Below are 20258 nucleotides of genomic sequence, written 5' to 3'. Positions count from 1 at the left end.
AAACCTTGGCCAAGCAAGCGGTTTCGGTTGCCCAGGTCGCCCTTCCCCCATACGATTAGCCCGCCAGGTGATCCGGCCGAGCGTCCAGCCGTTGGTTGGTCTCCGTGGTCGGTTCGTTTTCACCGCATGGCGGGAACGGCTTCTTCCGCTCCGCCCCACTCCCGCCCCTCTCCAGATTTCTGCCCCCAGATTCCCGCCCAATGAACAAAGCTGACCTCGTCAACCTCGTTGCGGCTCGCACCGAGCTCACCAAGACCGAAGTGTCGAAGGTCGTCGACGCCGCCATCGAAACCATCATTGATTCGGTGGTCGAAGGCAAGAAGGTATCCATCCTCGGCTTCGGTTCCTTTGAAGCCCGTGAGCGTTCCGCCCGTCAGGGTCTGAACCCCAAGACCGGCGAGAAAATCGCCATCCCCGCCAAGCGCGTGCCCGCCTTCACGGCCGGCAAGCAGTTCAAGGATCAGGTTCAGGGCTGATTCCTCCCGCCTCCACCGGTCTGCCCTCACACCTTCAGGGGCTGATCGCAACGGGAGAGCAACAGCGAAGCCGCCACCACCGCGGGCGCTTCGCTCCGTCTCCCACGGGCCCCCTGCACCGCGGCAATCTGCGCACCGCCCTCGTGGCCTGGCTGGAAGCCCGGCTTCAGGGGGGTGAGCTCCTGCTCCGCATCGATGATCTCGACACCCGGCGCAACCGCGCCGGTGCCGAAGAGGCGATCCTGGCCGACCTCCGCTGGCTGGGCCTTCACTGGGATGGCCCGCCGGTGCGCCAGAGCGAGCGCACCGGCCTCTACGCCACGGTGCTCTCCGCTCTGCGCCGCCGGGGTCTGCTCTATCCCTGCCGCTGCAGCCGCCGCTTGCTGGCGGATGTGTCTGCGCCGCAGGGGGCGGTGTCGGTGTATCCGGGCTTCTGCCGCACGCGCGCCCACGGCTGGGGCGTGGAGAACGGCCGCCTGCCCAGCTGGCGCCTGCGTCTTCAGGACGCTCCGCTCTGTTGGCCGGAGGCGATCGCCGCTCCCGGCCGGCTGGAGGCGGCGCGCCAGGTGGGGGATGTGGTGCTGCGCCGCGCGGATGGCTTCCTGGCCTATCACCTGGCCACCGCCGTCGATGAGCTGGCGCTGGGCATCACCACGGTGGTGCGCGGCGAAGACCTCTGGGCCGCGACGGCGCCGCAGGTGGCCGTGATGCAGTGCCTGGGTGCCACGCCCCCGACCTACTGGCATGTGCCGCTGTGGCGCGACGACCGCGGCGAACGGCTGGCCAAGCGGTCGGGAGCGGAGGGGGTGGCGGGGCTGCGCGCACAGGGGCTCGATGCGGCGGCGGTGATCGGCCTGCTGGCCGCCAGCCTCGGCCTGGTGCCGGCGGGAAGCCGCCTGAGTGCCGCGGAGTTGCTGCAGAACCTGAGCAACGCGGCGTTGAAACGGCGTTTATGCGGGAAGGCTTAAGGAAGTGGCGTCAATCCGGGGGGTCTGGCCGACCACACTGAAATCAACACCAAAACGGGGATTGATGGGCGAACCCACACAGGCGGGCCTGCCACAGGGGGTACTGCCGTCAGCGCGGCGAGAGACGGAGGCGCAGCGATGCCCCCGTTGTGGCGGCAGCGGCGTGCTGCGCCTCAGCGACCAGAAATTCCGCACCTGCCTGGATTGCCTCGGCCAGGGCCGACTGCCCCAGTTCAGCGTCGAGCCCTCGCTGGAGTACAGGCTGCGCCGTCAGGATGCCCGGGCGCTCAACGCCGACCCGCTGTCTTCTGGCGCCAGATGAAGAAAGCGGCAGTGGCCACCACAACGGCCAACGGCGCTGCGGTGAGCAGGAGCAGGATGACGGCGGTCCAATCGGTATACATCGCTGCAGGACGAACGTTGATCCATCATTCCAGTCGCCCTGCCACGCGGCGGTCGCAGGCCGTTGTGATGGCTGCTACCCGCCGCCTGGGCCGGACGGCGCTGCTGCTGGGTCTGGGAGCCGGGCTGCTCCTGCCCGCCGCGGTCCGGGCTGATGTGCGCTTCGACGACTGCGTGACCGGCAGCGACGGCAGCGTCACCTGCGACACCCGGCCGGAGGGCAACACCTTGATGGATGACGAAGCCGCCCGCTTCGGTCTGCTTGACGGCGGCGATCCGGGCTGGCCTGAGTTCGACCCGGCGGGCGACGGTGGCATGGGCGATGGCTTCGGCGACGGCTACTGGCCCTGAGCCGCAGCCGGTTTTCCGGGAAGGGCAGAACGCAAGGGTTGCAACCCAGCGCCGCCCCCAGGCCCGCGCCCCTTGCCTGGCGCTCAGCAGATGCGCGGCAGCTGCTCGCCCCGGCCCAGTGTCAGGCGCCGCTGCACGCCATAGGCGTTCCGCACCAGCACTGTCCCCCTGGCGATGGCGGGCAACAGGCGGTTGCCGGCCCCGGACTCGCTATCTCCAGGCATCCCGGCGTCAGCCACCGCGCCGATGATCGCGGCCTCGGGCTGGAAGCTCTGCAGCACGGCCAGGGCCTGCGCCGCCTCAGCGGCGGGCAGGAACAGCACCAACCGCCCTTCGTTGGCCATCGCCAGCGGATCCAGGCCCAGCAGCTCGCAGGCGCTCGCCACCGCCGGCGCGATCGGCACCGCCTCCTCCTCGATCTGCAGGAGAAGGCCGGTGTCGCGGGCGATCTCAAACAGGGCGCTGGCCAGCCCACCGCGGGTGAGATCCCGCAGGGCGTGCACCTTCAGCCCCAGCCTCAGCAGCGCCTGCACTGATGGCAGCAGCGAGGCCAGGTCGCTGCAGAGCTCCGTGCGGAAGCCCAGTTCGTGGCGTGCCGCGAGGATCGCCACCCCATGGCGTCCCAGATCGCCGCTCACCAGGATGGCGTCGCCCGGCCGCACCGCCGGCGGGCCGATGGCCGGACCCGGCCCCAGGCTGCCCACACCGCTGGTGGTGATGTACAGGCCGTCGCCCTTGCCCCGTTCCACCACCTTGGTGTCGCCGGTCAGCACCGGCACACCGCAGGCGGCGGCGGCCGTGCGGATCGAGGCGACCACCTGCCGCAGCGTGCTCATCGCCAGGCCTTCCTCCAGGATCAGGGCCAGGCTGAGCGCCAGCGGCCGGGCCCCCACCATGGCCAGATCGTTCACGGTGCCGATCACCGCCAGCCGGCCGATGTCGCCGCCGGGGAAGATCAGCGGCCGCACCACGTAGGCATCGGTGCTGAAGGCCAGCGGACCCGGGCCGGCCTGGAACGTGGCCGCGTCATGCAACACCCCATCGCCCGGCCCGAAGGCCGGCACCAGCAGCTCGGCGATCAACTGCTGGCTGAGGCTGCCGCCGCCGCCATGACCCAGCTGCACCCGCTCGATGGCCTCGCTGTCGCCGGGGCTGGCGCTGGCCATGGGTCAGGGCTCCGCCTTGTCGGACAGGCTGCTGGCCTCCGCCGCCCGGGCCAGGGGCCTGGCTGCTGCAGAGTTTTCCGCCCGATCGCCGTGGTGCCAGTAGGCGGCACACGCCCCTTCCGATGACACCATCGGCGCTCCGAGCGGGCGCTCCGGCGTGCAGGTCCGGCCGAAGGCCGGGCAGGCGGTGGGCCGGGCCAGACCCTGCAGCACCTGGCCGCTGATGCAGGCCGCGGCAGCATCGGGCCCAGGCCGATGCTCGGTGGCCTGGCCGGGCAGCCGGGCGGCGTCGAGGGCGGCGTAGGGGGGGCGCAGCCGCAGGCCGCTGGCGGGAAACAGGCCGAGGCCACGCCACAACTGATCCACCGGCTCGAACACCCGGGCGATCAGGGCCCGGGCTGCCGCGTTGCCCTCCGGGCGGCAGGCACGGCCATAGGCGTTCTCCACCCGGCCCTCGCCCCGCTCCAGCTGACGCACGCAGCACAGCAGCCCCTCCAGCAGATCCACCGGCTCGAAGCCCGTGACCACCACCGGCACATGGAAGCGTGCGCTGAGCGGCTCCAGCTCCTCGCTGCCCATCACCGCGCAGACATGGCCGGCGGCCAGGAAGCCCTGCACGCGGTTGTGCGGGGAGGCCAGCAGGGCCTCCATCGCCGGAGCAATCCGCACGTGGCCCACCAGCAGCGCCAGGTTGCTGCAGCCACAGCACCAGGCCTGATGGGCCAGCAGCGCCGTGGCCGGTGCGGTGGTTTCAAAGCCCACCGCGAAGAACACCACCTGCTGCCCCGGGCATTCACGGGCGATCGCCAGCGCATCGAGGGGCGAGGTGACGACCCGGACGCAGGCCCCCGCCGCCCGCAGATCCAGCAGGCTGCGGCCATCGGAACCGGGAACTCGCAGCATGTCCCCGTAGGAGCAGAGGATCACCCCCGGGCGGGCTGCCAGCTCCAGGGCGCGATCGATCGTGGCCGCCGGGGTGACGCACACCGGGCAGCCGGGGCCGTGGATCAGCTCCAACCCCTCGGGCAGCAGCCGGTCGAGGCCATGGCGCAGCAGCGCGTGGGTCTGCCCGCCGCAGACCTCCATCAGAGTCCAGGGGCGGCTGATGGCCTGCTGCAACTGCCCCACCAGCTGCTGCACCGCCTCCGGCCGGCGGTAGGGGGCGAGTGGGTTCACCCGGCCCCGGGCGCCGGCAGGGCGGCCAGCTGGCGGTAGTGCTCCCAGCGGGCGTCCACCTGCTGCTGGGCCAGCAGCGCCAGGCGCTCTGCCTGTTCCGGATCGCTGTCGCTGAGGCTGCGAAAGCGGTTCTCGCGCGCCATCGCTTCAGCCACCGGCAGCGAGGGGGTGCGGGAATCGAGCACCAGGGGGTTCAGGCCCGCAGCGCTGCGGCGCGGGTCGTGGCGGTACAGCAGCCAGCGGCCCGACTCCACGGCCTGCCGTTGCTGGCTCATGCCCTTGGCCATGTCGATGCCGTGGGCGATGCAGTGGGAGTAGGCCAGGATCAGCGAAGGCCCCGCAAACGCCTCGGCCTCCAGGAAGGCCCGCAGGGTGTGCTCGTCGCGGGCGCCCATCGCCACGCTGGCCACGTAGACGTTGCCATAGCTCATCGCCATCAGGCCCAGATCCTTCTTGGCGGTGCGCTTGCCGCCACTGGCGAACTTGGCGACGGCACCGATCGGGGTGGCCTTCGACATCTGCCCGCCGGTGTTGGAGTAGAGCTCGGTGTCGAGCACCAGCAGGTTCACGTCCTGGCCGCTGGCGAGCACCTGGTCGATACCGCCCGCGTCGATGTCGTAGGCCCAGCCGTCGCCGCCGATCATCCACACGCTGCGCTTGGTCAGATCGTCGGCCAGGGCGAGCAGCGCCTCGATCTCCGCCTGCCGCTCCGGCGCCTGCTGCACCTGCCCCAACCGCCCGCGCAGCTCCACAACCCGCTGCCGCTGCTCGAAGATCCCCGCTTCCCCGCTCTGATCCGCCTGGATCAGCGCCTCCGCCAGCACCGGCGGCACCGGCGCCTCGCTGCCCCCTTCGCCGGGTTCGGCCAGGCGACGCAGCAGGCGCACGGCGGTGGTGTGCCGCTGGTCGTAGGCGACGCGGAAGCCCAGCCCGAACTCGGCGTTGTCTTCGAACAGGGAGTTGGACCAGGCCGGCCCGCGGCCCTCGCCGTTGCAGCTCCAGGGGGTGGTGGGCAGGTTGCCGCCGTAGATCGACGAGCAGCCGGTGGCGTTGGCCACCACCATCCGGTCGCCGAACAGCTGGGTGGCGAGTTTGATGTAGGGGGTTTCGCCGCAGCCGGCGCAGGCGCCGGAAAACTCGAACAGCGGCTCCTGCAGCTGCTGCTGGCCGATGTGGCGCAGGTTCAGCTGGCTGCGCTCGGTGTCGGGCAGTTGCAGGAAGAACTCCCAGGCGCCGCGGGCCTGCTCGCGCAGGGGGCGCTGCGGCGCCATGTTGATGGCCTTGTGGCTGGGCGTGTCCCGCTCGCGTGCCGGGCAGACCTCTACGCAGAGGGCGCAGCCGGTGCAGTCCTCAACCGCCACCTGCAGGGTGAAGCGGTTGGCGCTGCCGTGCGGTTCGCGGGCCGGCGCGCTCAGGAAGCCCGGCGGTGCCGCCGCCAGCGCGGCCGGCTCCACCACCTTGGCGCGGATCACGGCATGGGGGCACACCATCACGCATTTGCCGCACTGCACGCACAGCTGCTCCTCCCAGACCGGCACGCTGTCGGCGATGTTGCGCTTCTCCCAGCGGGCGGTGCCGCAGGGGTAGGTGCCATCGGCGGGCAGGGCACTCACCGGCAGCCGGTCGCCCTGACGGGCCAGCTGGGGCACGATCACGCTGCGCACGAAGGTGGGGGCGGCGGCGAAGCGATCGGCCTCCGGCTCTGGTGGGCCGGCTGGGTCCTCCGCTGGAATCGGCACCGGCAGCAGCCGTGCCAGGGCGGCATCGACGGCCTGCAGGTTGCGCTGCACCACCGGCTCTCCCTTGTGGCCGTAGCTGTGGCGGATCGCGACGCGGATCGCGTCCAGTGCCTGCTCCAGCGGCATCACCCCGGCGAGCGAGAAGAAGCAGGTCTGCATCACGGTGTTGATGCGCCCGCCCAGCTCGAAGTCGCGCGCGATTGCGGCCGCATGGATGGCGAACACGCGCAGCTGCCTGACGCGGATCTGGGCGCGCACCGCCGCCGGCAGCAGCTCCCAGATCTGTCCGGCCTCCCAGGGGCTGTTCAGCAGCAGGGTGGCGCCGGGGCGCGCCGTGCTCAGCAGGTCGAAGCGGCTGAGGAAATCCCACTGGTGGCAAGCCACCAGATCGGCCCGCCCCACCAGGTGGGTGGCGTGGATCGGCCGCGGGCCGAAGCGCAGGTGCGACTCCGTGACCGAACCGGATTTCTTCGAGTCGTAGACGAAGTAGCCCTGGGCGTGCAGGTCCGTGCCTGCGCCGATGATCTTGATCGTGTTCTTGCTGGCGCCCACGCTGCCGTCGGCGCCGAGCCCGTAGATCACGGCCTGGAACTCCCCCTCCGTTTCGGCGCGGAAGCTGGTGTCCACCGGCAGGGAGCGGTGGGTGAGGTCGTCCTCGATGCCGACGCTGAAGGAATGGGGCGCCGCATGGCCGCGCAGGGCCTCCAGCACCGCCTTCACCATCGCCGGGTTGAACTCCTTCGAGGCCAGGCCGTAGCGCCCGCCCACCACCCGGGGCTGCGGTCTGGCGTCGGTGGCGGCCGTCCGCCCCCAGCAGCGCCGCACCGCATCGCTCACATCGAGGTAGAGCGGGTCGCCGCCGGCGCCCGGTTCCTTGCAGCGATCCAGCACGGCGATCGCGCGCACGCTGGCCGGCAGCGCCGCCACCAGCCGCTCGGCGCTGAACGGCCGGTAGAGCCGCACCTTCAGCACCCCCACCCGCTCGCCGCTGGCGATGAGGGCATCGACCGTGAGCTGGGCCGTCTCGCAACCCGATCCCATCAGCACCAGCACCCGCTCCGCCAGCGGATCGCCGTGGTACTCGAACAGCCGGTAGGCGCGCCCGGTGAGCGCGGCGAAGCGGTCCATCGCCTGCTGCACCAGCGCCGGGGCGGCGTCGTGAAAGGGATTGGCCGCTTCACGGGCCTGAAAGGCCACGTCCGGGTTATGGCTGGTGCCGCGGATCACCGGACGGTCGGGGCTCAGCCCCCGGGCCCGGTGGGTGGCGATCAGCCCCGCCGGAATCAGGGCGGCGAGGGTGGCGTCAGAGAGCGGCGCCACCGTGTGCAGCTCGTGGGAGGTGCGAAAGCCGTCGAAGAAATGCAGGAAGGGCAGGCGGGCGTTCAGGCTGGCCAGAGTGGCGATGGCGGCGAAGTCGCCGGCCTCCTGCACCGACGCCGAGCAGAGCAGGGCACAGCCGCTGCCGCGGGTGGCCATCACGTCGCTGTGGTCCCCGAAGATCGAGAGCGCCTGGCCCGCCAGGGCCCGGGCGGCCACGTGCACCACCGTGCTGGTGAGTTCACCGGCGATCTTGTAGAGGTTGGGCAGCATCAGCAGCAACCCCTGTGACGCTGTGAAGGTGGTGGCGAGCGCTCCGGCCTGCAGGGCGCCATGCAGCACCCCGGCGGCGCCCCCCTCGCTCTGCATCTCCACCACGGTGGGCACGCTGCCCCAGAGGTTGGGGCGGCCGGCCGCGGCCCAGCCATCGGCCCATTCCCCCATCGGCGTGGCCGGGGTGATCGGGTAGATCGCCATCACCTCGTTCAGCCGGTAGGCCACGCGCGCCACCGCTTCATTGCCATCGACGGTGATGCGGCCATCGGCGCGGGAAGGGCTCATGACTCCACCACCACGCTGAGCGCGAAACCCACGTGCACCAGCAGCAGATCGCCGGGGCGGGCCTCCGGCACGCAGGCCAGGCTCACCTCCCGCTGCACGCCGGAGAACTCCACCACCCCCACCCGCCAGAGCGCGTCGTCGTCGTTGTCTTCGCCGTCGCCGTCGCCGCCAGCGTCCGGCGCGAGGCCGGCCGGGCGGCGGTGCTCGATCCGGATCAGCTCACCCGGCACAGCCAGACACATCACGCTCCTCCGCCGCCAGCGGCGGCCTCCGCAGGGCCTGCCTCTCCTCTATAGGGCGAGAAGCGGCGCCTGAACCCCCGGCTCTGTGCCTTCCTCACATGCCGACCAGGCCAGCGCCAGCAGCTGGCCGAGGGCCAGGCCGCCGTCGTTGCAGGGCACCCGCTGGGGCCACACCGCTTCAACGCCGGCCGCCGCCAGCGCCGTCACGGCCAGTTCCAACAGCAGGCGGTTCTGGAAGCAGCCGCCGCTCAGCAGCAGGCGGTGCAGCTGCAACCGCTGCGCCAGCTCCACCAGCAGGGCCGCCAGGGCGCGGTGAAAGGCCAGCGCGATCGACGGCACGGGGCGGCCGCGGGCCAGATCGTCGAGCACGGAAGTCAGCAGGGGGTGCCAGTCGAGCAACCACGGTGCGGCCACGCCGCTGGCAGCGGCAGCTTGTGCTCCGGCGCAGATGGGGAGGCGGTACGCCGGCCAGTCCGGCGGCTCCGGCGCATCGAGCGCGGCCTGGGCCGCCGCCTGCAGCCGCAGCGCCCCCTGCCCCTCGAAGCTGCAGCGCTGCACCAGGCCGAGCAGCGAGGCGAGGGCGTCGAACAGGCGGCCCATGCTCGTGCAGAGCGGCGTCTTCAGGTCCGTCTGCAGCAGGCGCTCCAGCAGCAGCTGCTCCCCCTCGCCGAAGGCGGCCCGGGTGGCGGGCGGGGTGTGGGCCTGGCTGTCCGCCCCGAAGGCGGCGACCAGCAGCCCGAGTGCGGCGCGGCGCGGTTCCCGCAGGGCCCGTTCGCCGCCGGGCAGGGGGAAGGGCCGCAGCCGCGCCAGGTGCGTGAAGCCGAGCGCGGCGCCCGCCCGCGGGGGCTCCAGCCGCAGGCATTCGCCGCCCCAGAGCAGGCCGTCGGGGCCGAAGCCGGCGCCATCCCAGGCCACGCCTGTGGCCGGCAGGGGCAGACCGTGCTCCGCCAGGCAGGCCAGCAGGTGGGCGTGATGGTGCTGCACGGCCAGCACCGGCAGACCGCCCCAGGCCTCCGCCAGCTCCCGGCCGAGGCGGTGCGCTCTGTAGCCGGGGTGCAGGTCGATGGCGAGCCGCGACGGGCGCAGCTGCTGGCGCTCCAGCCAGCTGAGCAGGGTGGCGGTCAGCCGCCGTTCGCCGGCCAGCGTGCCGAGGTCGCCGAGATGGGGCCCCAGCTGTGCGAGCCTGCCCTGGCCGATGGCGATGGCGCTCTTCACCTGGCCGCCCATGGCGAGCAGCACGTCGGACTGTCGGGGCATTGCGGCCGGCGGGGGCGTGGGATCCGGCAGCGCGATGGCGGTGGGCGCGGTACCGCGTGCCTGGCGCAGCACCATCACCGCTCCGGCCACCACCTGGGCCACGCCGTCGTCGACGGGGTTGGCGATCGGCCGGTTGTGGCTCAGCAGACCATCGGCGAGGTCCGTGAGCAGGTCCAGCCCATCGGCCTCGCTGAAGCCCAGCGGTTCGCCCGAGCGGTTGCCGCTCGTGCATACAAGCGGCTCCCCCACCGCCTCCAGCAGCAGGGCATGCAGGGGCGAGGCCGGCAGCATCACCCCCAGCCAGGGGGTGTGAGGGGCCACTCCGTCGGCGAGGGGGGCGGCGCGCCTGCGCAGCAGCACGATCGGTGCCGCCGGCCCCACCAGCAGCCGCGCCTCCGCCGCCGATACCCGGCAGTGACGCCGCACCCAGGCCAGGTGGGGAACCAGCACGGCAAAGGGTTGCTCTGGGCGCCACTTGCGGCGCCGCAGCACAGCGACGGCCGCCGCTGAAGCAGCCCGCACCAGCAGCTGAAAGCCCCCCACCCCCTGCAGGGCCACCACCTGGTCGCGCTGCAACGCCGCCGCCGCTGCCGCCAGCGCGGCGGCGCCGGGCCCGCTGTCGCCGTCGCCGCTGCCGATCCCGCCGGCGTCCCGCTGCCGCCAGCTCAGCTGCGGTCCGCAGGCGGGGCAGCCGATCGTCTGGGCGTGAAAGCGGCGGTCGCCCGGATCGTGGAATTCGCGGTGGCAGGCGGCGCAGAGTTCAAATCCGGCCAGGGTGGTGTGGGCCCGCTCGAACGGCAGGGCGCGCAGCAGGCTGTAGCGCGGCCCGCAATGGGCGCAGCTGTTGAAGGCATACCCATAGCGGCGGTTGCGTGGATCACGCAGCTCGGCGCGGCAGGCGCCGCAGGGGGCCAGATCGGCCGGAACCAGGCCCGTGAGCGCGCTGGTGGGGTCGGAGCCACAGGCCGAATCCGGGTGCGGCCCGCTGGCGGGGGCTGCCGGCAGGATCCTGAACACGTCCGGCTCTTCCCCCAGCTCCTCGCGCTGCTCCTCTCTCGGCGCCCCCGCAGGCGCAGCCAGGGGCGTCAACCAGCGACGCGCCAGGCGGTCGATGCGGCTGTGCGGCGGGCGCCGGGCCTGCAGCGCGTGCAGGAAGGCCTCCAGCGCGGCGGCGTTTCCCTCTACCTCGATCGACACCCCGCCTGGGGTGTTGGTGACCCAGCCGGCCAGTTGCTGCTGCGACGCCAGCCGATGCACGAACGGCCGGAAGCCCACGCCTTGCACGACCCCCTCAATGTCGAGCCTCAGGCGCCGCCAGGGGGCGCCGCTCATGCGCAGGCCGGGACTGCACCCTGGCGCTGGTGCTCCAGCCAGTGCAGCAGCGCCTCAACGCCGGCACCGGTGCGGGCTGAGAGTTCGAAGAGGCGGGCGTGGGGCGCCACCGCTGCCAGGTGGGCCAGAGCGGCGGCGCGATCGAAGCCCACGGCCGCGGCGAGATCGGTTTTGTTGATCACCACCGCATCGGCGGAGTGGAACAGGGCCGGGTATTTGAGCGGCTTGTCTTCCCCTTCGGTCACCGAGAGCACGGCGATCCGCAGCTGTTCGCCCAGATCGAAGGCGGTGGGGCACACCAGGTTGCCCACGTTCTCGATCAGCAGCAGCTGCATGCCGCCGCAGTCGAGCTGATCGAAGGCTCCCGCCACCAGCGACGCTTCCAGGTGGCACAGGTCGCCCGTCTGGATCTGCACGGCGCGGGCGCCGGCGGCCTGCAGGCGGCGGGCGTCGTTGTCGGTGGCGAGATCGCCCACGATCACCCCCACCGGGCCGTGCCGCCACTGGCGCGCGACAGCTTCGAGCAGGGCTGTTTTGCCTGCGCCGGGGGCCGAGAGCACATTCACCACCAGCAGGCCGGCGGCCGCGAAGCGCTCGCGGTTGCGCGCGGCGTTGCTGTCGTTGCGCTCCAGCAGGTTGTGGCGCAGCAGCAGGGTTCGCGGTGCGGGGGCTGCCGCCACGCTGGCCATCGGCTGGCCGCAGGAGCAGTGGGAGCACATGGCGCAGCCGGCGGCGATGGTTCCAGTCTGGGGAGAGGGCAGGAGCCCGGCCCACCGGCGTAGCCCTTCCTCACCGTGGACCGGCGCCGGTCAGCGGTTCAGGCTGGCGGTCCTCAGGCTTTCCTCCAGCTTGATCGCCGGCAGAAACAGCGCATACTCCCACCCTTCTCCAGCCGGCTGATCTTTTTTGGCGATCACGTCCTGGCGCGGCGGGCCTTTGCCTTCAGCGCCTGAATAGCGCTCCACGGCATGAAAGACCACCGCTCTGGCATAGGCATAACCAAGCAGGTAGAGCGTCAAGGTTCCAACCAGAACGGCCGGGAGTTTGCTGAACTGAGACATGGGGCTGGGCGAACACATGAAAAAGCGAGGCCTGGCACTTACGCGTGCTGGCCTCGCTGATGCAGGGAACCTGCCGGTGACGCATCCCCCCAGAATTGAGTGAAACCAGGGTTTCAGCAACCCTGGGGAGACATGGGAATCAGGGGGCAAGAACCCCCGTGAATCCCACGGGCGCTTGAGTGAGCAGGAAGCCTGTGCCGAATGCGGAGGCTTGAAGGGCAAGGCCTCGCCGATCGCGCCGCTGAACTGGCACAGGATGAACTGACACGGATTCCGCGGCAGCCAGCCGCATCATTCCTGAATCAGAACTTGTGATCGCGCAGGGCTTCCACCGGGTAGATGTAGGTGATGATCGAGTAGTCGGCGTAATACTTTGCCGCGATCTCGTTGGTGATCTTGTCGGCCAGCTCGCGGGTGCCGGTGAGCACTTCGATTTTCACGTTGGAGAGGGTGTGCGAGACGCTTGGCTCTCCCGTGGAGCGCACGTTGCGGCTCCCTTCGCCACCGGCTGCATTGACGGTATAACCGGTGGCACCTGCAGCTTTGATGAGCTTGACGAGCTTTTTGGAGAGGATTTCCTCCCCAACGATCACCAGCTTCCAGACCTGTTGACTCATGGGTTTGTCCTCAAAGGATGGTAGTCAGGAATTGGATCAGTGGGTTGCGAATTTACTTGCCGAGCAGCACCTCTGCAATCCCGATGAACAGCGGAATGCAGATGGCGATCGCGACGGGTGTGCCGATGGCGGTGGAAGCGCCGATGTAGGCCGAGGGGTTCGCCGACGGGATGCCGGCACGAAGGGTGGGTGGGCCGGAGATGTCCGAGCTGGAGGCGGCGATCACAGCCAGCACAACCGCACCACCGATGCTGAAGCCGGTGATCTTGTGGATGAGCAGGCCTACGCCGAAGGCAATAAAACCATGCAGGATGGGGGAGATGAAGGCGTAGATGGCAAACCATTGGGCCACCTTGCGCAGCTCATTCATGCGCTGGGCCGCTTCCATCCCCATGATGATCATGAGAACGGCAAGGAAGCCGCGGAACAGGGGGTTGAAGAAGCTCTCATAGACGGGTTCGGGCTTGGTGAGGATGCCGAGGGCCACGCCCAGCAGCAGCGACGTGACGGCCGAGCTCTGAATGCTTTCCTTGATGATCGGCCAGATCTCCACTTTCTCGGCGGTGTTGCCGGTCTTCTTGGAGAGGTAGACGCTGGCCACCACGATCGCCGTCACCAGCGCCGGAATGTCCATGAAGGGATAGAGCGCCGCCGTCCAGGCCTCATAGGGGATCTTGGCGGAATCCAGCTGCGGCAGAACCGCCGCCAGCGTGGAGCCGCTCACCGCGCCGAACAGGCCGCCGGTGGCAACCGCGTCAGGCACGGTGATGCCAGGCAGTTTCCCCAGGGTGTAACGAGCGATGAACACGATCACGATGCCAATCCCCACGGCCGCAAGCGCCGGAAGAAAAATCTCCGTGGGGTTGGAGTTCCGAATGGCGATGCCGCCCGTCAGGCCGATCTTCATCAGCAGGAAGAAGCTGATGAACTTGTAGATCGAATCCGGAATGGCCAGCTGGCTGCCAAGCGCGGCCACGATGATCCCGCCGATCAGGAATCCGAGGGTCGGGGACTGAACCTGCTCCAGGAAGAGCGGAATGAAGTCAGAGAGGAATGTCACGTGGCGCTTTTGGTGATCTCAGAGAATTTGTCCGGCGGACTGTAGCAGTTGGCACAGGGGATTGGGTCTTTGCCGAAAACCACGGTAATCACTGGGTTCTTGGCCCTCTGCCGCCATCCGATGGCCGGGTGGCTTGGCCCATTCGAGCCTGGGTTCTTGATCGCCTGGACGCCTGCTTGGCTTGATGGCCTGAGCGGTTTGCCCGTGGTGGGGATCGCGCCCCATTCCCGACAACGGGGCGGGGAAAGTCCGCGACCGACGAAGGAGATCCTGCGAGAGGAAGAAATGCATCATCCCGCTACATTTCTTGGCCAGAGCTCTTCTGAGCCGGCGAGGTTCTCAGGCTTGCAAGGGGCTCGGGCGCTGAGGATTTGAGCCGTTGCGCTTTCTGGGCTCTTCCTTGTTGGATGCAGCAGAGTCAGTGCGCAGGCTGAGCAATCGTTGGCACTGATCAGCTTTTGCTGCTGGCACTCGGCCCTGCCTGTGGCCTGCCGATGTCGCTGCTCGGGTGCTGTCGCTATGCCGCTGAGTTGAAGGGGCCTCCGCCGGAAGATGCCTGGGATGCTGCACCCCCGTACAACCTCCCAGCCTCAATCCCCACTCCCCAATCCCGACTACCGAATCCCCAATCCCGGAGTCGCAAGTCCTGAGTCCTGAGCCCGCGCCACTGCCGGCACCATCACCCTCCTTACCCTCCACCAGCTGATGAGCAAGTCAGTGACCGCTTTCCTCGATCTTGAGCGGCCCTGGTTGTCGGAGCGGCTGGTGGCCTGGCCGATCCTCGCCAGCGGCGAGCTGCCGCGGGAGTCGGCGCTGAGCGTGCGGGAGTGGGGGGATTCCTCACGGCCCCCCAGTCCGATGAAACCTCACGACACATCCAGCCCGATCAGCTCCAGCTCCCGGCCTGCGGACAGCTCCAACTCCAGGCTGGCCCCCTCGGCGATGCCACCGGCCATCACCACCTCAAAGGCGAATCGCAGCGCGTCGGGATCCACCCCGGCCCGTTGCCCCACCCGCAGGCGCAGCCCATGAATCCGCGCGGCCCCTTCAGCCGCGGCGGCCGCCAGGGCGATCCGGTGCACCTCCTCCATCAGCGCCAGTTCATGCATCGCCGCACCAGTGCCGCACCGCCGCCAGGGCCTCGGGCAGCAGGGCGGCGGTGGCCGGCGTGAGGTGGCTGCCCAGCCCGCAGCGGTGCGCGCGCACCAGCAACTGCCAGGCCGGGGGGGTGCGGCCATAGAGCTGGCCGGCCAGCTGCAGCAGCGCGCAGGGGCTGGCGTGATGGCTGAAGGGGGGGGGGGCGGCCGCCGTTGCTGCAGCATCAGCCGCCAAGCGCTCCAGCCGCCAGCCCGGCGGCGGACAGGCCGGCGCCAGCGCGGCATCCACGAACAGCACCCGGCGGGCCTCCGCCAGCAGCGGTGCCAGCTCCGGGGTGAGCTGCCGGGTGGCCAGCACGGTGAGCTGCCGCTGGTGCCAGCCCTGCACCGCAGCGGCGATGGCCAGGCCCACGCCGTCGTCCTGCCGCAGATCATTGCCCCAGCCGATCAGCAGATCGCGCCGCTGTGGTGCCGGCCCGCCCGGGGCGGCGCTCAAGGCCGCCACCGCTCCCGCAGCAGTTCCCCGCCAGGGCCGAGCAGTTGCACGTGCAGCGGCATTTCGCCGGCGGCATGGGTGGAGCACGACAGGCAGGGATCGAAGCAGCGGATGCCCGCCTCCACCCGGTTGAGCAGGGCCTCGGCGATCTCCGGCAGGGCGGTTTCAGCCCCGCCTTCCGCACCGGCGCTGGGGCCTGCCTGGATGTGGTGGCGCGCGATCTGGGTGATCGTGCGGTTCATCGCCCGGTTGTTCTGGCCGGTGGCGATGACCAGGTTCACCGCCTCGATCAGCCCGTCGCCATCCACGCAGTAGTGGTGGAACAACGTGCCGCGCGGCGCCTCGCTCACTCCCACCGCCTCGAAGGCATTGAGGTGGGCGCGGGCGCGCACATGGGGGTCGCCGAGGGCCGGATCATCGAGCAGGGCTTCGATCGCCTCCAGCGCCGCGAGGATCTCGATGAGCCGGGCCAGGTGGTAGTGGAAGGAGCTGGTCACCACCCGCCCGCCGCGCTGGCGCAGCTCCAGCAGTTCGCTGTCGGCGCCGGTGGTGCCGATGTGATCGCACACGTTCAGCCGCGCCAGCGGCCCCACCCGGTAACTGCCCGCTTCCGGCCCCAGCGGCTTGTAGTAGGGGAATTTCAGGTAGGTCCACGGTTCCACCGCCTCGGCCAGCAGCGCGTCGAACGGCCCGGCACCCAGGCCATCGGCCGGCAGATCACCGCCCAGCGGCGTGCCGTCGCCATCAATCAGGCGCAGGCGGCCGCCGTAGTGCTCCCACGCGCCGCCTTCCCCCACCAGCGCCATAAAGAGAGAAGGAAAGTCACCGAACACAGCGGCCTCCGCCGCCAGCGGCCCATCCAGCAGGCGTTTGAAGAGCGCCAGGGCCGCGCGGGTGGTGGTGAAAGCCTCGGGTAGCCCCGCACGGATCGCGTCGCGGTCAGTGGTGGCGAGAGGGGTGCGCACCCCACCGGCCACCGCCCAGGCCGGATGGATTTTGCGCCCGCCCAGCCGCTCGATCACCGTCTGGCCGAACTGACGCAGCCGGATGCCGCCGCGGGCCAGCTCAGGATCGGCGGCGATCAGGCCGAACACGTTGCGCCGCGCCGGATCGCAGTCCCAGCCGAGCAGGAAATCCGGGCTGCTCAGGTGAAAGAACGAGAGCGCATGCGACTGGATGATCTGGGCCAGGTTCATCAAGCGCCGCAACCGCTCGGCCGCCGGCGGGATCGTCACCGCCAGCAGCTGGTCGCCCGCCTTTGCGGAGGCCAGCAGGTGGCTCACCGGACAGATGCCGCAGATCCGCGCCGTGAGCGCCGGCATTTCCGTGAACGGCCGCCCGGCGCAGAAGGCCTCGAAGCCGCGGAATTCGGCCACATGAAAACGGGCGGCCGCCACGCTGCCGCTGGCATCGAGGTGGATCGTGATCTTGGCGTGGCCTTCGATGCGGGTGACCGGATCGATCAGGATCGTGCGTGGTGTCCCGGCCGGGGGGGTGGGGCTCTGGTCCATGGGTCAGCCGAAGCGGATCAGCTCCGCCCCCTCCATCACTGGCGTCTCGCCCCGCAGCAGCGCCTCCAGCACGGCGCGGATGCGCGCGGCTGGTGGCGGGCAGCCGGGCAGATACACGTCCACCGGCACCACCGCCTGCACCGGCAGCACCTGCTCCAGCAGCTCCGGCACGATCCCGGGTGCCTGCGGCAGGCAGCCGCTGCTGTCTGACAGCTGCAGATAGGCCCGCTCCAGCACGGTGTCAGCGCCGGGATGGGAATTGCGCAGGCCGGGCACGTTGCTGGTGATGGCGCAGTCGCCGAACGCCACCAGCACGCGCGTGCGCTGCCGCACCTGCCGGATCAGCGCCAGGTTGTCGCTGGTGCCCACACCCCCCTCCACCAGGGCCACATCCACGTGCTCCGGGTAGGTCTTCACGTCGGAGGCGATCGGCGAGAACACCACCTCCACCAGTGCGGCCAGCTCGATCAGCCATTCGTCCAGATCGAGAAACGACATGTGGCAGCCCGAGCAGCCCGTCAACCACACCGTGGCGAGACGCAGTTTCATGGCGCCGTCCCCGCACGATGGGCCCGCAGGATCACGGCCAGCCGCCAGGCCTCCTCGTGTTTCTCCTCGGCGCCGTCGCCCTTGTGGAACAGGGCGCCGGTGGGGCAGGCCATCACGCATTTGCCGCAGTCGGTGCAGGCGTCCACCGCTCCCCAGGGCTGATTCAGCCCGGCGACGATCCGGCAGTGCTCACCCCGCCAGCCCACGTCCCACACATGGGCCCCCTCCACCTCATCGCACACACGGACGCAGCGGGTGCAGAGGATGCAGCGGTTGTGGTCGAGCCCGAAGCGGTGGTGGGAGAGGTCCACCGAGCGCTGGGGGTGGCGGTACGGCAGACGCGTGTGGTCCATGCCCACCGCCACGGCCAGGTCCTGCAGTTCGCAGTGGCCGTTGGCCACGCACACGGCACACACGTGGTTGCCCTCGGTGAACAGCAGCTCGATCACGGTGCGTCGGTGATCGCGCAGGCGTGGCGTGGCGCTGTGCACCACCTGCCCTTCCGCCACGGCGGTGACGCAGGCGGGCTGCAGCCTGTCGCTGCCGGCGATCTCCACCAGGCAGAGGCGGCAGGCCGCCACCGGGCTCAGGCCCTCCAGGTGGCAGAGGGTGGGGATGGCGATCCCTGCCTGCTGCGCCGCCTGCAGCACGGTGGTGCCGGCGGCGGCGGCCACCGCCTGGCCGTCGATCGTGAGCGTGCAGACGCTCATGGGGCCCCTCCTGTGGCGGTGGGCGCCGCTGTCGGGTCCGGCCGCAGGCGCGCCTCGTAGTCGCTGCGAAAGAAGCGCAGTGTGCTGAGCACCGGCTTGGGGGCGCTCTGGCCCAGCCCGCACAGGCTGGTGTCCCGCACCATGTGGCACAGCGCTTCCAGCTGGCTCAGGTCGGCGGCTGTGGCCTCGCCGGCCAGGTGCTTCTGCAGCAGCCCATGCAGCTGCACGGTGCCGGCGCGGCAGGGCACGCACTTGCCGCAGGATTCCTCGCGGCAGAAGGCCATGAAGAAGGCCGCCAGGGCCACCATGTCGGTGGCGTGATCGAGCACCACCATGCCGCCGGAGCCCATGATCGTGCCCAGGGCCTGCAGGCTCTCGTAATCCACCGGGGTGTCGAGATGGGCGGCGGGCACACAGCCGCCTGAGGGGCCGCCGGTCTGCACCGCCTTGATGCCTGCCCCGTCCGGGGTGCCCTCGCCCATCTCCACCACGATCGTGGCCAGGCTGGTGCCCATCGGTACCTCCACCAGCCCGCCGCGGCGCACGTTGCCGGTGAGGCTGAACACCTTGGTGCCTGTGCTGCCGGCCGTGCCGATGGCGGCGAACCAGTCGGGGCCTTCCCGCAGGATCGGCACAACGTTGGCGAAGGTCTCCACGTTGTTGATCAGCGTCGGCAGGCCGCCCACCCCCTGTTCAGCGGGGTAGGGGGGGCGGGGGCGGGGCGTGCCGCGTCCACCTTCGATCGAGCGGATCAGTGCCGTTTCCTCGCCGCACACATAGGCCCCGGCGCCCACCCGCAGCTCCACCGTGAAGCTGAAGCGGGTGCCAAAGAGCTGCTGGCCGAGCCGTTGCCACTGGTGGGCCTGCTCGATCGCCTGCCGCAGACGGGCAATCGCCAGCTGGTACTCGGCACGCACGTAGATGAACCCCTGATCTGCTCCCACTGCATGGGCCGCGATCGCCATTCCTTCCAGCACGCGGTGGGGGTCGCCTTCCAGCACGCTGCGGTCCATGAAGGCGCCGGGGTCGCCTTCATCGGCATTGCACACCACCACCTTGTGCTCGCCCGGCATGGCGGCCACCGTGGCCCACTTCAGCCCGGTGGGGTAGCCGGCGCCGCCGCGCCCGCGCAGGCCGCTGCGGCGCAGCGTGTCCACCACCTCGGCGGGGCTTAGGGTCTGCACCACGCGGCACAGCTGGGTGTAGGCGCCGCAGGCGATCGCCGCCTCGATCCGCTCCGGGTCGATCCGGCCGCAGTGCTCCAGCACGATGCGCTGCTGCCGCGCAAAGAAGGGGGCGCCGGTGTCGAGCCGTGCGCCGCGGGACGGCTGCCACTGGAGCGGTCCGTCCTGTTCGGGTGCCGCCACCTGCGAGCGCTGGGCCAGGGCGACGATCAGCCCGTCGGCCTCAGCCGCCTCGACGCCGCTGAACAGGGCGCCCTCAGGGTCCACCGCCAGCAGCGGGCCCTGGCTGCACGGGCCCAGGCAGCCCACAGGGGTGATCACAAGCCGCTGCTCCAGGCCATGGCGGGCCACGGCCGCTTCCAGCGCCTCGCGCAAGGGGCCCGCCCCGCTCACCAGACAGCCGGCAGCGCTGCAGCAGCGCACCTGCTGCAGCGCTTCACCGCCGGGATGGGTGCCGCTCATGGCGTCAGCGCTTGCAGGGCCGTAAGGGCGCGGGCCGGGCTCTGGTGCGGCAACGCCACGCCATCGATCACCAGTACCGGCGCGGCGCCGCAGGTGCCCAGGCAGCGCACGCCCTCCAGGCTCACCAGCCCGTCGCCGCTGCGTCCACCGAGGCGGAGCCGCAGGGCGCCCTCCAGGGCCGCCACCAGCTCAGACGCGCCGTTCACTTCACAGGCCGTACCGGTGCATACCACGCAGCTGTGACGCGCCGGGGGCTGGAAGCGGAACAGGTGGTAGAAGCTGGCGGTGCCGAACACCTGGCTGTCCGGCAATGCCAGGCTGTGGGCCACATGGCGCAGCAGCGGCTCGCTGAGGTGGCCATAGATCTCCTGCGCCCCGTTCAGCACCTCGATCAGGCCACCGGCGCTGTGGTGATGGCGACGCAGCAGCGGCTCCAGCGCGGCGAACGGCTGCGGGGGCTGGTCGACTTGCCCTGAACCGGGTTGGAGCCGGTTGCCCTCAGGCCCGGGTGCTGGGCTCATGGG

General features: G+C 70.6%; 20 protein-coding genes. 4 read left to right on the top strand and 16 right to left on the bottom strand.

From position 1 onward, the window contains the following. Positions 1–200: 200 nt before the first annotated feature. The 4 genes from KBZ19_RS04705 to KBZ19_RS04690 all read left to right on the top strand — a co-directional run bounded on the left by KBZ19_RS04705 (position 201) and on the right by KBZ19_RS04690 (position 2197). Positions 201–476, top strand: a complete 276-nt coding sequence (locus tag KBZ19_RS04705; protein ID WP_094510083.1) for an HU family DNA-binding protein — start codon at positions 201–203, stop codon at positions 474–476. Further along, positions 476–1444, top strand: a complete 969-nt coding sequence (gene gluQRS, locus KBZ19_RS04700; protein WP_399220099.1) for a tRNA glutamyl-Q(34) synthetase GluQRS — start codon at positions 476–478, stop codon at positions 1442–1444. Before KBZ19_RS04705 ends, gluQRS begins: the two co-directional genes overlap by 1 nt. Before the next feature lie 64 nt (positions 1445–1508). After that, entirely contained in the window at positions 1509–1766 is a 258-nt protein-coding gene (locus KBZ19_RS04695; RefSeq protein ID WP_144036859.1) for a hypothetical protein, read from the top strand. Between the two features lie 149 nt (positions 1767–1915). Then, positions 1916–2197 carry a hypothetical protein gene (locus KBZ19_RS04690; protein ID WP_094510088.1) on the top strand — a complete coding sequence of 94 codons (282 nt, stop codon included), beginning with the start codon at positions 1916–1918 and terminating at the stop codon, positions 2195–2197. Between the two features lie 83 nt (positions 2198–2280). On the opposite strand, the gene hypE is transcribed toward KBZ19_RS04690, so the two are convergent. From hypE to KBZ19_RS04610, 16 genes are all read right to left on the bottom strand, one after another. Continuing rightward, a complete protein-coding gene (gene hypE / locus KBZ19_RS04685) occupies positions 2281–3363 on the bottom strand; it encodes a hydrogenase expression/formation protein HypE (RefSeq protein WP_255099964.1) in 1083 nt (360 codons plus the stop codon). Between the two features lie 3 nt (positions 3364–3366). Then, on the bottom strand, positions 3367–4539 hold the full coding sequence (hypD, locus tag KBZ19_RS04680) for a hydrogenase formation protein HypD (RefSeq protein WP_255099963.1): 1173 nt from the start codon (positions 4537–4539) through the stop codon (positions 3367–3369). After that, positions 4536–8156 carry a pyruvate:ferredoxin (flavodoxin) oxidoreductase gene (gene nifJ, locus KBZ19_RS04675; protein WP_255099961.1) on the bottom strand — a complete coding sequence of 1207 codons (3621 nt, stop codon included), beginning with the start codon at positions 8154–8156 and terminating at the stop codon, positions 4536–4538. The genes hypD and nifJ overlap by 4 nt, the downstream gene beginning before the upstream one ends. Continuing rightward, positions 8153–8398, bottom strand: a complete 246-nt coding sequence (locus KBZ19_RS04670; protein WP_255099960.1) for a HypC/HybG/HupF family hydrogenase formation chaperone — start codon at positions 8396–8398, stop codon at positions 8153–8155. The genes nifJ and KBZ19_RS04670 overlap by 4 nt, the downstream gene beginning before the upstream one ends. Positions 8399–8446: 48 nt before the next feature. Beyond that, positions 8447–10987 (bottom strand): carbamoyltransferase HypF, encoded by a 2541-nt coding sequence (gene hypF, locus KBZ19_RS04665; RefSeq protein WP_255099958.1) that lies wholly within the window; start codon positions 10985–10987, stop codon positions 8447–8449. Continuing rightward, the gene (gene hypB, locus KBZ19_RS04660; RefSeq protein WP_255099957.1) at positions 10984–11676 is read right to left on the bottom strand and encodes a hydrogenase nickel incorporation protein HypB; all 693 of its coding nucleotides are present in this window, start codon (positions 11674–11676) and stop codon (positions 10984–10986) included. Before hypB ends, hypF begins: the two co-directional genes overlap by 4 nt. Positions 11677–11796: 120 nt before the next feature. Beyond that, positions 11797–12006 (bottom strand): hypothetical protein, encoded by a 210-nt coding sequence (locus tag KBZ19_RS04655; protein ID WP_255099956.1) that lies wholly within the window; start codon positions 12004–12006, stop codon positions 11797–11799. Between the two features lie 344 nt (positions 12007–12350). Then, positions 12351–12665, bottom strand: coding sequence for a P-II family nitrogen regulator (locus KBZ19_RS04650; protein WP_255099955.1), 315 nt, complete (start codon positions 12663–12665; stop codon positions 12351–12353). Between the two features lie 52 nt (positions 12666–12717). Next, positions 12718–13725 carry a sodium-dependent bicarbonate transport family permease gene (locus KBZ19_RS04645; protein ID WP_255099954.1) on the bottom strand — a complete coding sequence of 336 codons (1008 nt, stop codon included), beginning with the start codon at positions 13723–13725 and terminating at the stop codon, positions 12718–12720. 866 nt (positions 13726–14591) lie between these two features. Further along, positions 14592–14834: a hydrogenase maturation nickel metallochaperone HypA gene (locus KBZ19_RS04640; protein ID WP_094510120.1), complete on the bottom strand. Its 243-nt coding sequence runs from the start codon at positions 14832–14834 to the stop codon at positions 14592–14594. Further along, positions 14827–15318 carry a hydrogenase maturation protease gene (locus tag KBZ19_RS04635; protein WP_255099953.1) on the bottom strand — a complete coding sequence of 164 codons (492 nt, stop codon included), beginning with the start codon at positions 15316–15318 and terminating at the stop codon, positions 14827–14829. Before KBZ19_RS04635 ends, KBZ19_RS04640 begins: the two co-directional genes overlap by 8 nt. Then, positions 15315–16829: a Ni/Fe hydrogenase subunit alpha gene (locus tag KBZ19_RS04630; RefSeq protein WP_255099952.1), complete on the bottom strand. Its 1515-nt coding sequence runs from the start codon at positions 16827–16829 to the stop codon at positions 15315–15317. Before KBZ19_RS04630 ends, KBZ19_RS04635 begins: the two co-directional genes overlap by 4 nt. 3 nt (positions 16830–16832) lie before the next feature. Continuing rightward, complete coding sequence (locus tag KBZ19_RS04625; protein ID WP_255099951.1) at positions 16833–17378, bottom strand: oxidoreductase; 546 nt, start codon at positions 17376–17378, stop codon at positions 16833–16835. Next, positions 17375–18088 carry a bidirectional hydrogenase complex protein HoxU gene (gene hoxU / locus KBZ19_RS04620; protein WP_255099950.1) on the bottom strand — a complete coding sequence of 238 codons (714 nt, stop codon included), beginning with the start codon at positions 18086–18088 and terminating at the stop codon, positions 17375–17377. The genes KBZ19_RS04625 and hoxU overlap by 4 nt, the downstream gene beginning before the upstream one ends. Then, positions 18085–19734 carry a NuoF family protein gene (locus KBZ19_RS04615; RefSeq protein WP_255099949.1) on the bottom strand — a complete coding sequence of 550 codons (1650 nt, stop codon included), beginning with the start codon at positions 19732–19734 and terminating at the stop codon, positions 18085–18087. Before KBZ19_RS04615 ends, hoxU begins: the two co-directional genes overlap by 4 nt. Beyond that, a complete protein-coding gene (locus KBZ19_RS04610; RefSeq protein ID WP_255099948.1) occupies positions 19731–20255 on the bottom strand; it encodes an NAD(P)H-dependent oxidoreductase subunit E in 525 nt (174 codons plus the stop codon). The genes KBZ19_RS04615 and KBZ19_RS04610 overlap by 4 nt, the downstream gene beginning before the upstream one ends. Between the last annotated feature and the right edge of the window lie 3 nt (positions 20256–20258).

The organism is Synechococcus sp. L2F (genome assembly GCF_024345695.1).
Taxonomy (GTDB): domain Bacteria; phylum Cyanobacteriota; class Cyanobacteriia; order PCC-6307; family Cyanobiaceae; genus MW101C3.
This window is presented reverse-complemented; position numbering and strand designations above follow the sequence as displayed.

What these genes read in the sequence shown, in the direction of transcription:
- KBZ19_RS04705 (WP_094510083.1), top strand. Translation starts at nt 201, where the DNA reads ATGAACAAAGCTGACCTCGTCAACCTCGTTGCGGCTCGCACCGAGCTC.
- KBZ19_RS04695 (WP_144036859.1), top strand. Translation starts at nt 1,509, where the DNA reads ATGGGCGAACCCACACAGGCGGGCCTGCCACAGGGGGTACTGCCGTCA.
- KBZ19_RS04690 (WP_094510088.1), top strand. Translation starts at nt 1,916, where the DNA reads ATGGCTGCTACCCGCCGCCTGGGCCGGACGGCGCTGCTGCTGGGTCTG.
- hypE (WP_255099964.1), bottom strand. Translation starts at nt 3,363, where the DNA reads ATGGCCAGCGCCAGCCCCGGCGACAGCGAGGCCATCGAGCGGGTGCAG.
- nifJ (WP_255099961.1), bottom strand. Translation starts at nt 8,156, where the DNA reads ATGAGCCCTTCCCGCGCCGATGGCCGCATCACCGTCGATGGCAATGAA.
- KBZ19_RS04670 (WP_255099960.1), bottom strand. Translation starts at nt 8,398, where the DNA reads ATGTGTCTGGCTGTGCCGGGTGAGCTGATCCGGATCGAGCACCGCCGC.
- hypF (WP_255099958.1), bottom strand. Translation starts at nt 10,987, where the DNA reads ATGAGCGGCGCCCCCTGGCGGCGCCTGAGGCTCGACATTGAGGGGGTC.
- hypB (WP_255099957.1), bottom strand. Translation starts at nt 11,676, where the DNA reads ATGGCCAGCGTGGCGGCAGCCCCCGCACCGCGAACCCTGCTGCTGCGC.
- KBZ19_RS04650 (WP_255099955.1), bottom strand. Translation starts at nt 12,665, where the DNA reads ATGAGTCAACAGGTCTGGAAGCTGGTGATCGTTGGGGAGGAAATCCTC.
- KBZ19_RS04640 (WP_094510120.1), bottom strand. Translation starts at nt 14,834, where the DNA reads ATGCATGAACTGGCGCTGATGGAGGAGGTGCACCGGATCGCCCTGGCG.
- KBZ19_RS04630 (WP_255099952.1), bottom strand. Translation starts at nt 16,829, where the DNA reads ATGGACCAGAGCCCCACCCCCCCGGCCGGGACACCACGCACGATCCTG.
- KBZ19_RS04625 (WP_255099951.1), bottom strand. Translation starts at nt 17,378, where the DNA reads ATGAAACTGCGTCTCGCCACGGTGTGGTTGACGGGCTGCTCGGGCTGC.
- hoxU (WP_255099950.1), bottom strand. Translation starts at nt 18,088, where the DNA reads ATGAGCGTCTGCACGCTCACGATCGACGGCCAGGCGGTGGCCGCCGCC.
- KBZ19_RS04615 (WP_255099949.1), bottom strand. Translation starts at nt 19,734, where the DNA reads ATGAGCGGCACCCATCCCGGCGGTGAAGCGCTGCAGCAGGTGCGCTGC.
- KBZ19_RS04610 (WP_255099948.1), bottom strand. Translation starts at nt 20,255, where the DNA reads ATGAGCCCAGCACCCGGGCCTGAGGGCAACCGGCTCCAACCCGGTTCA.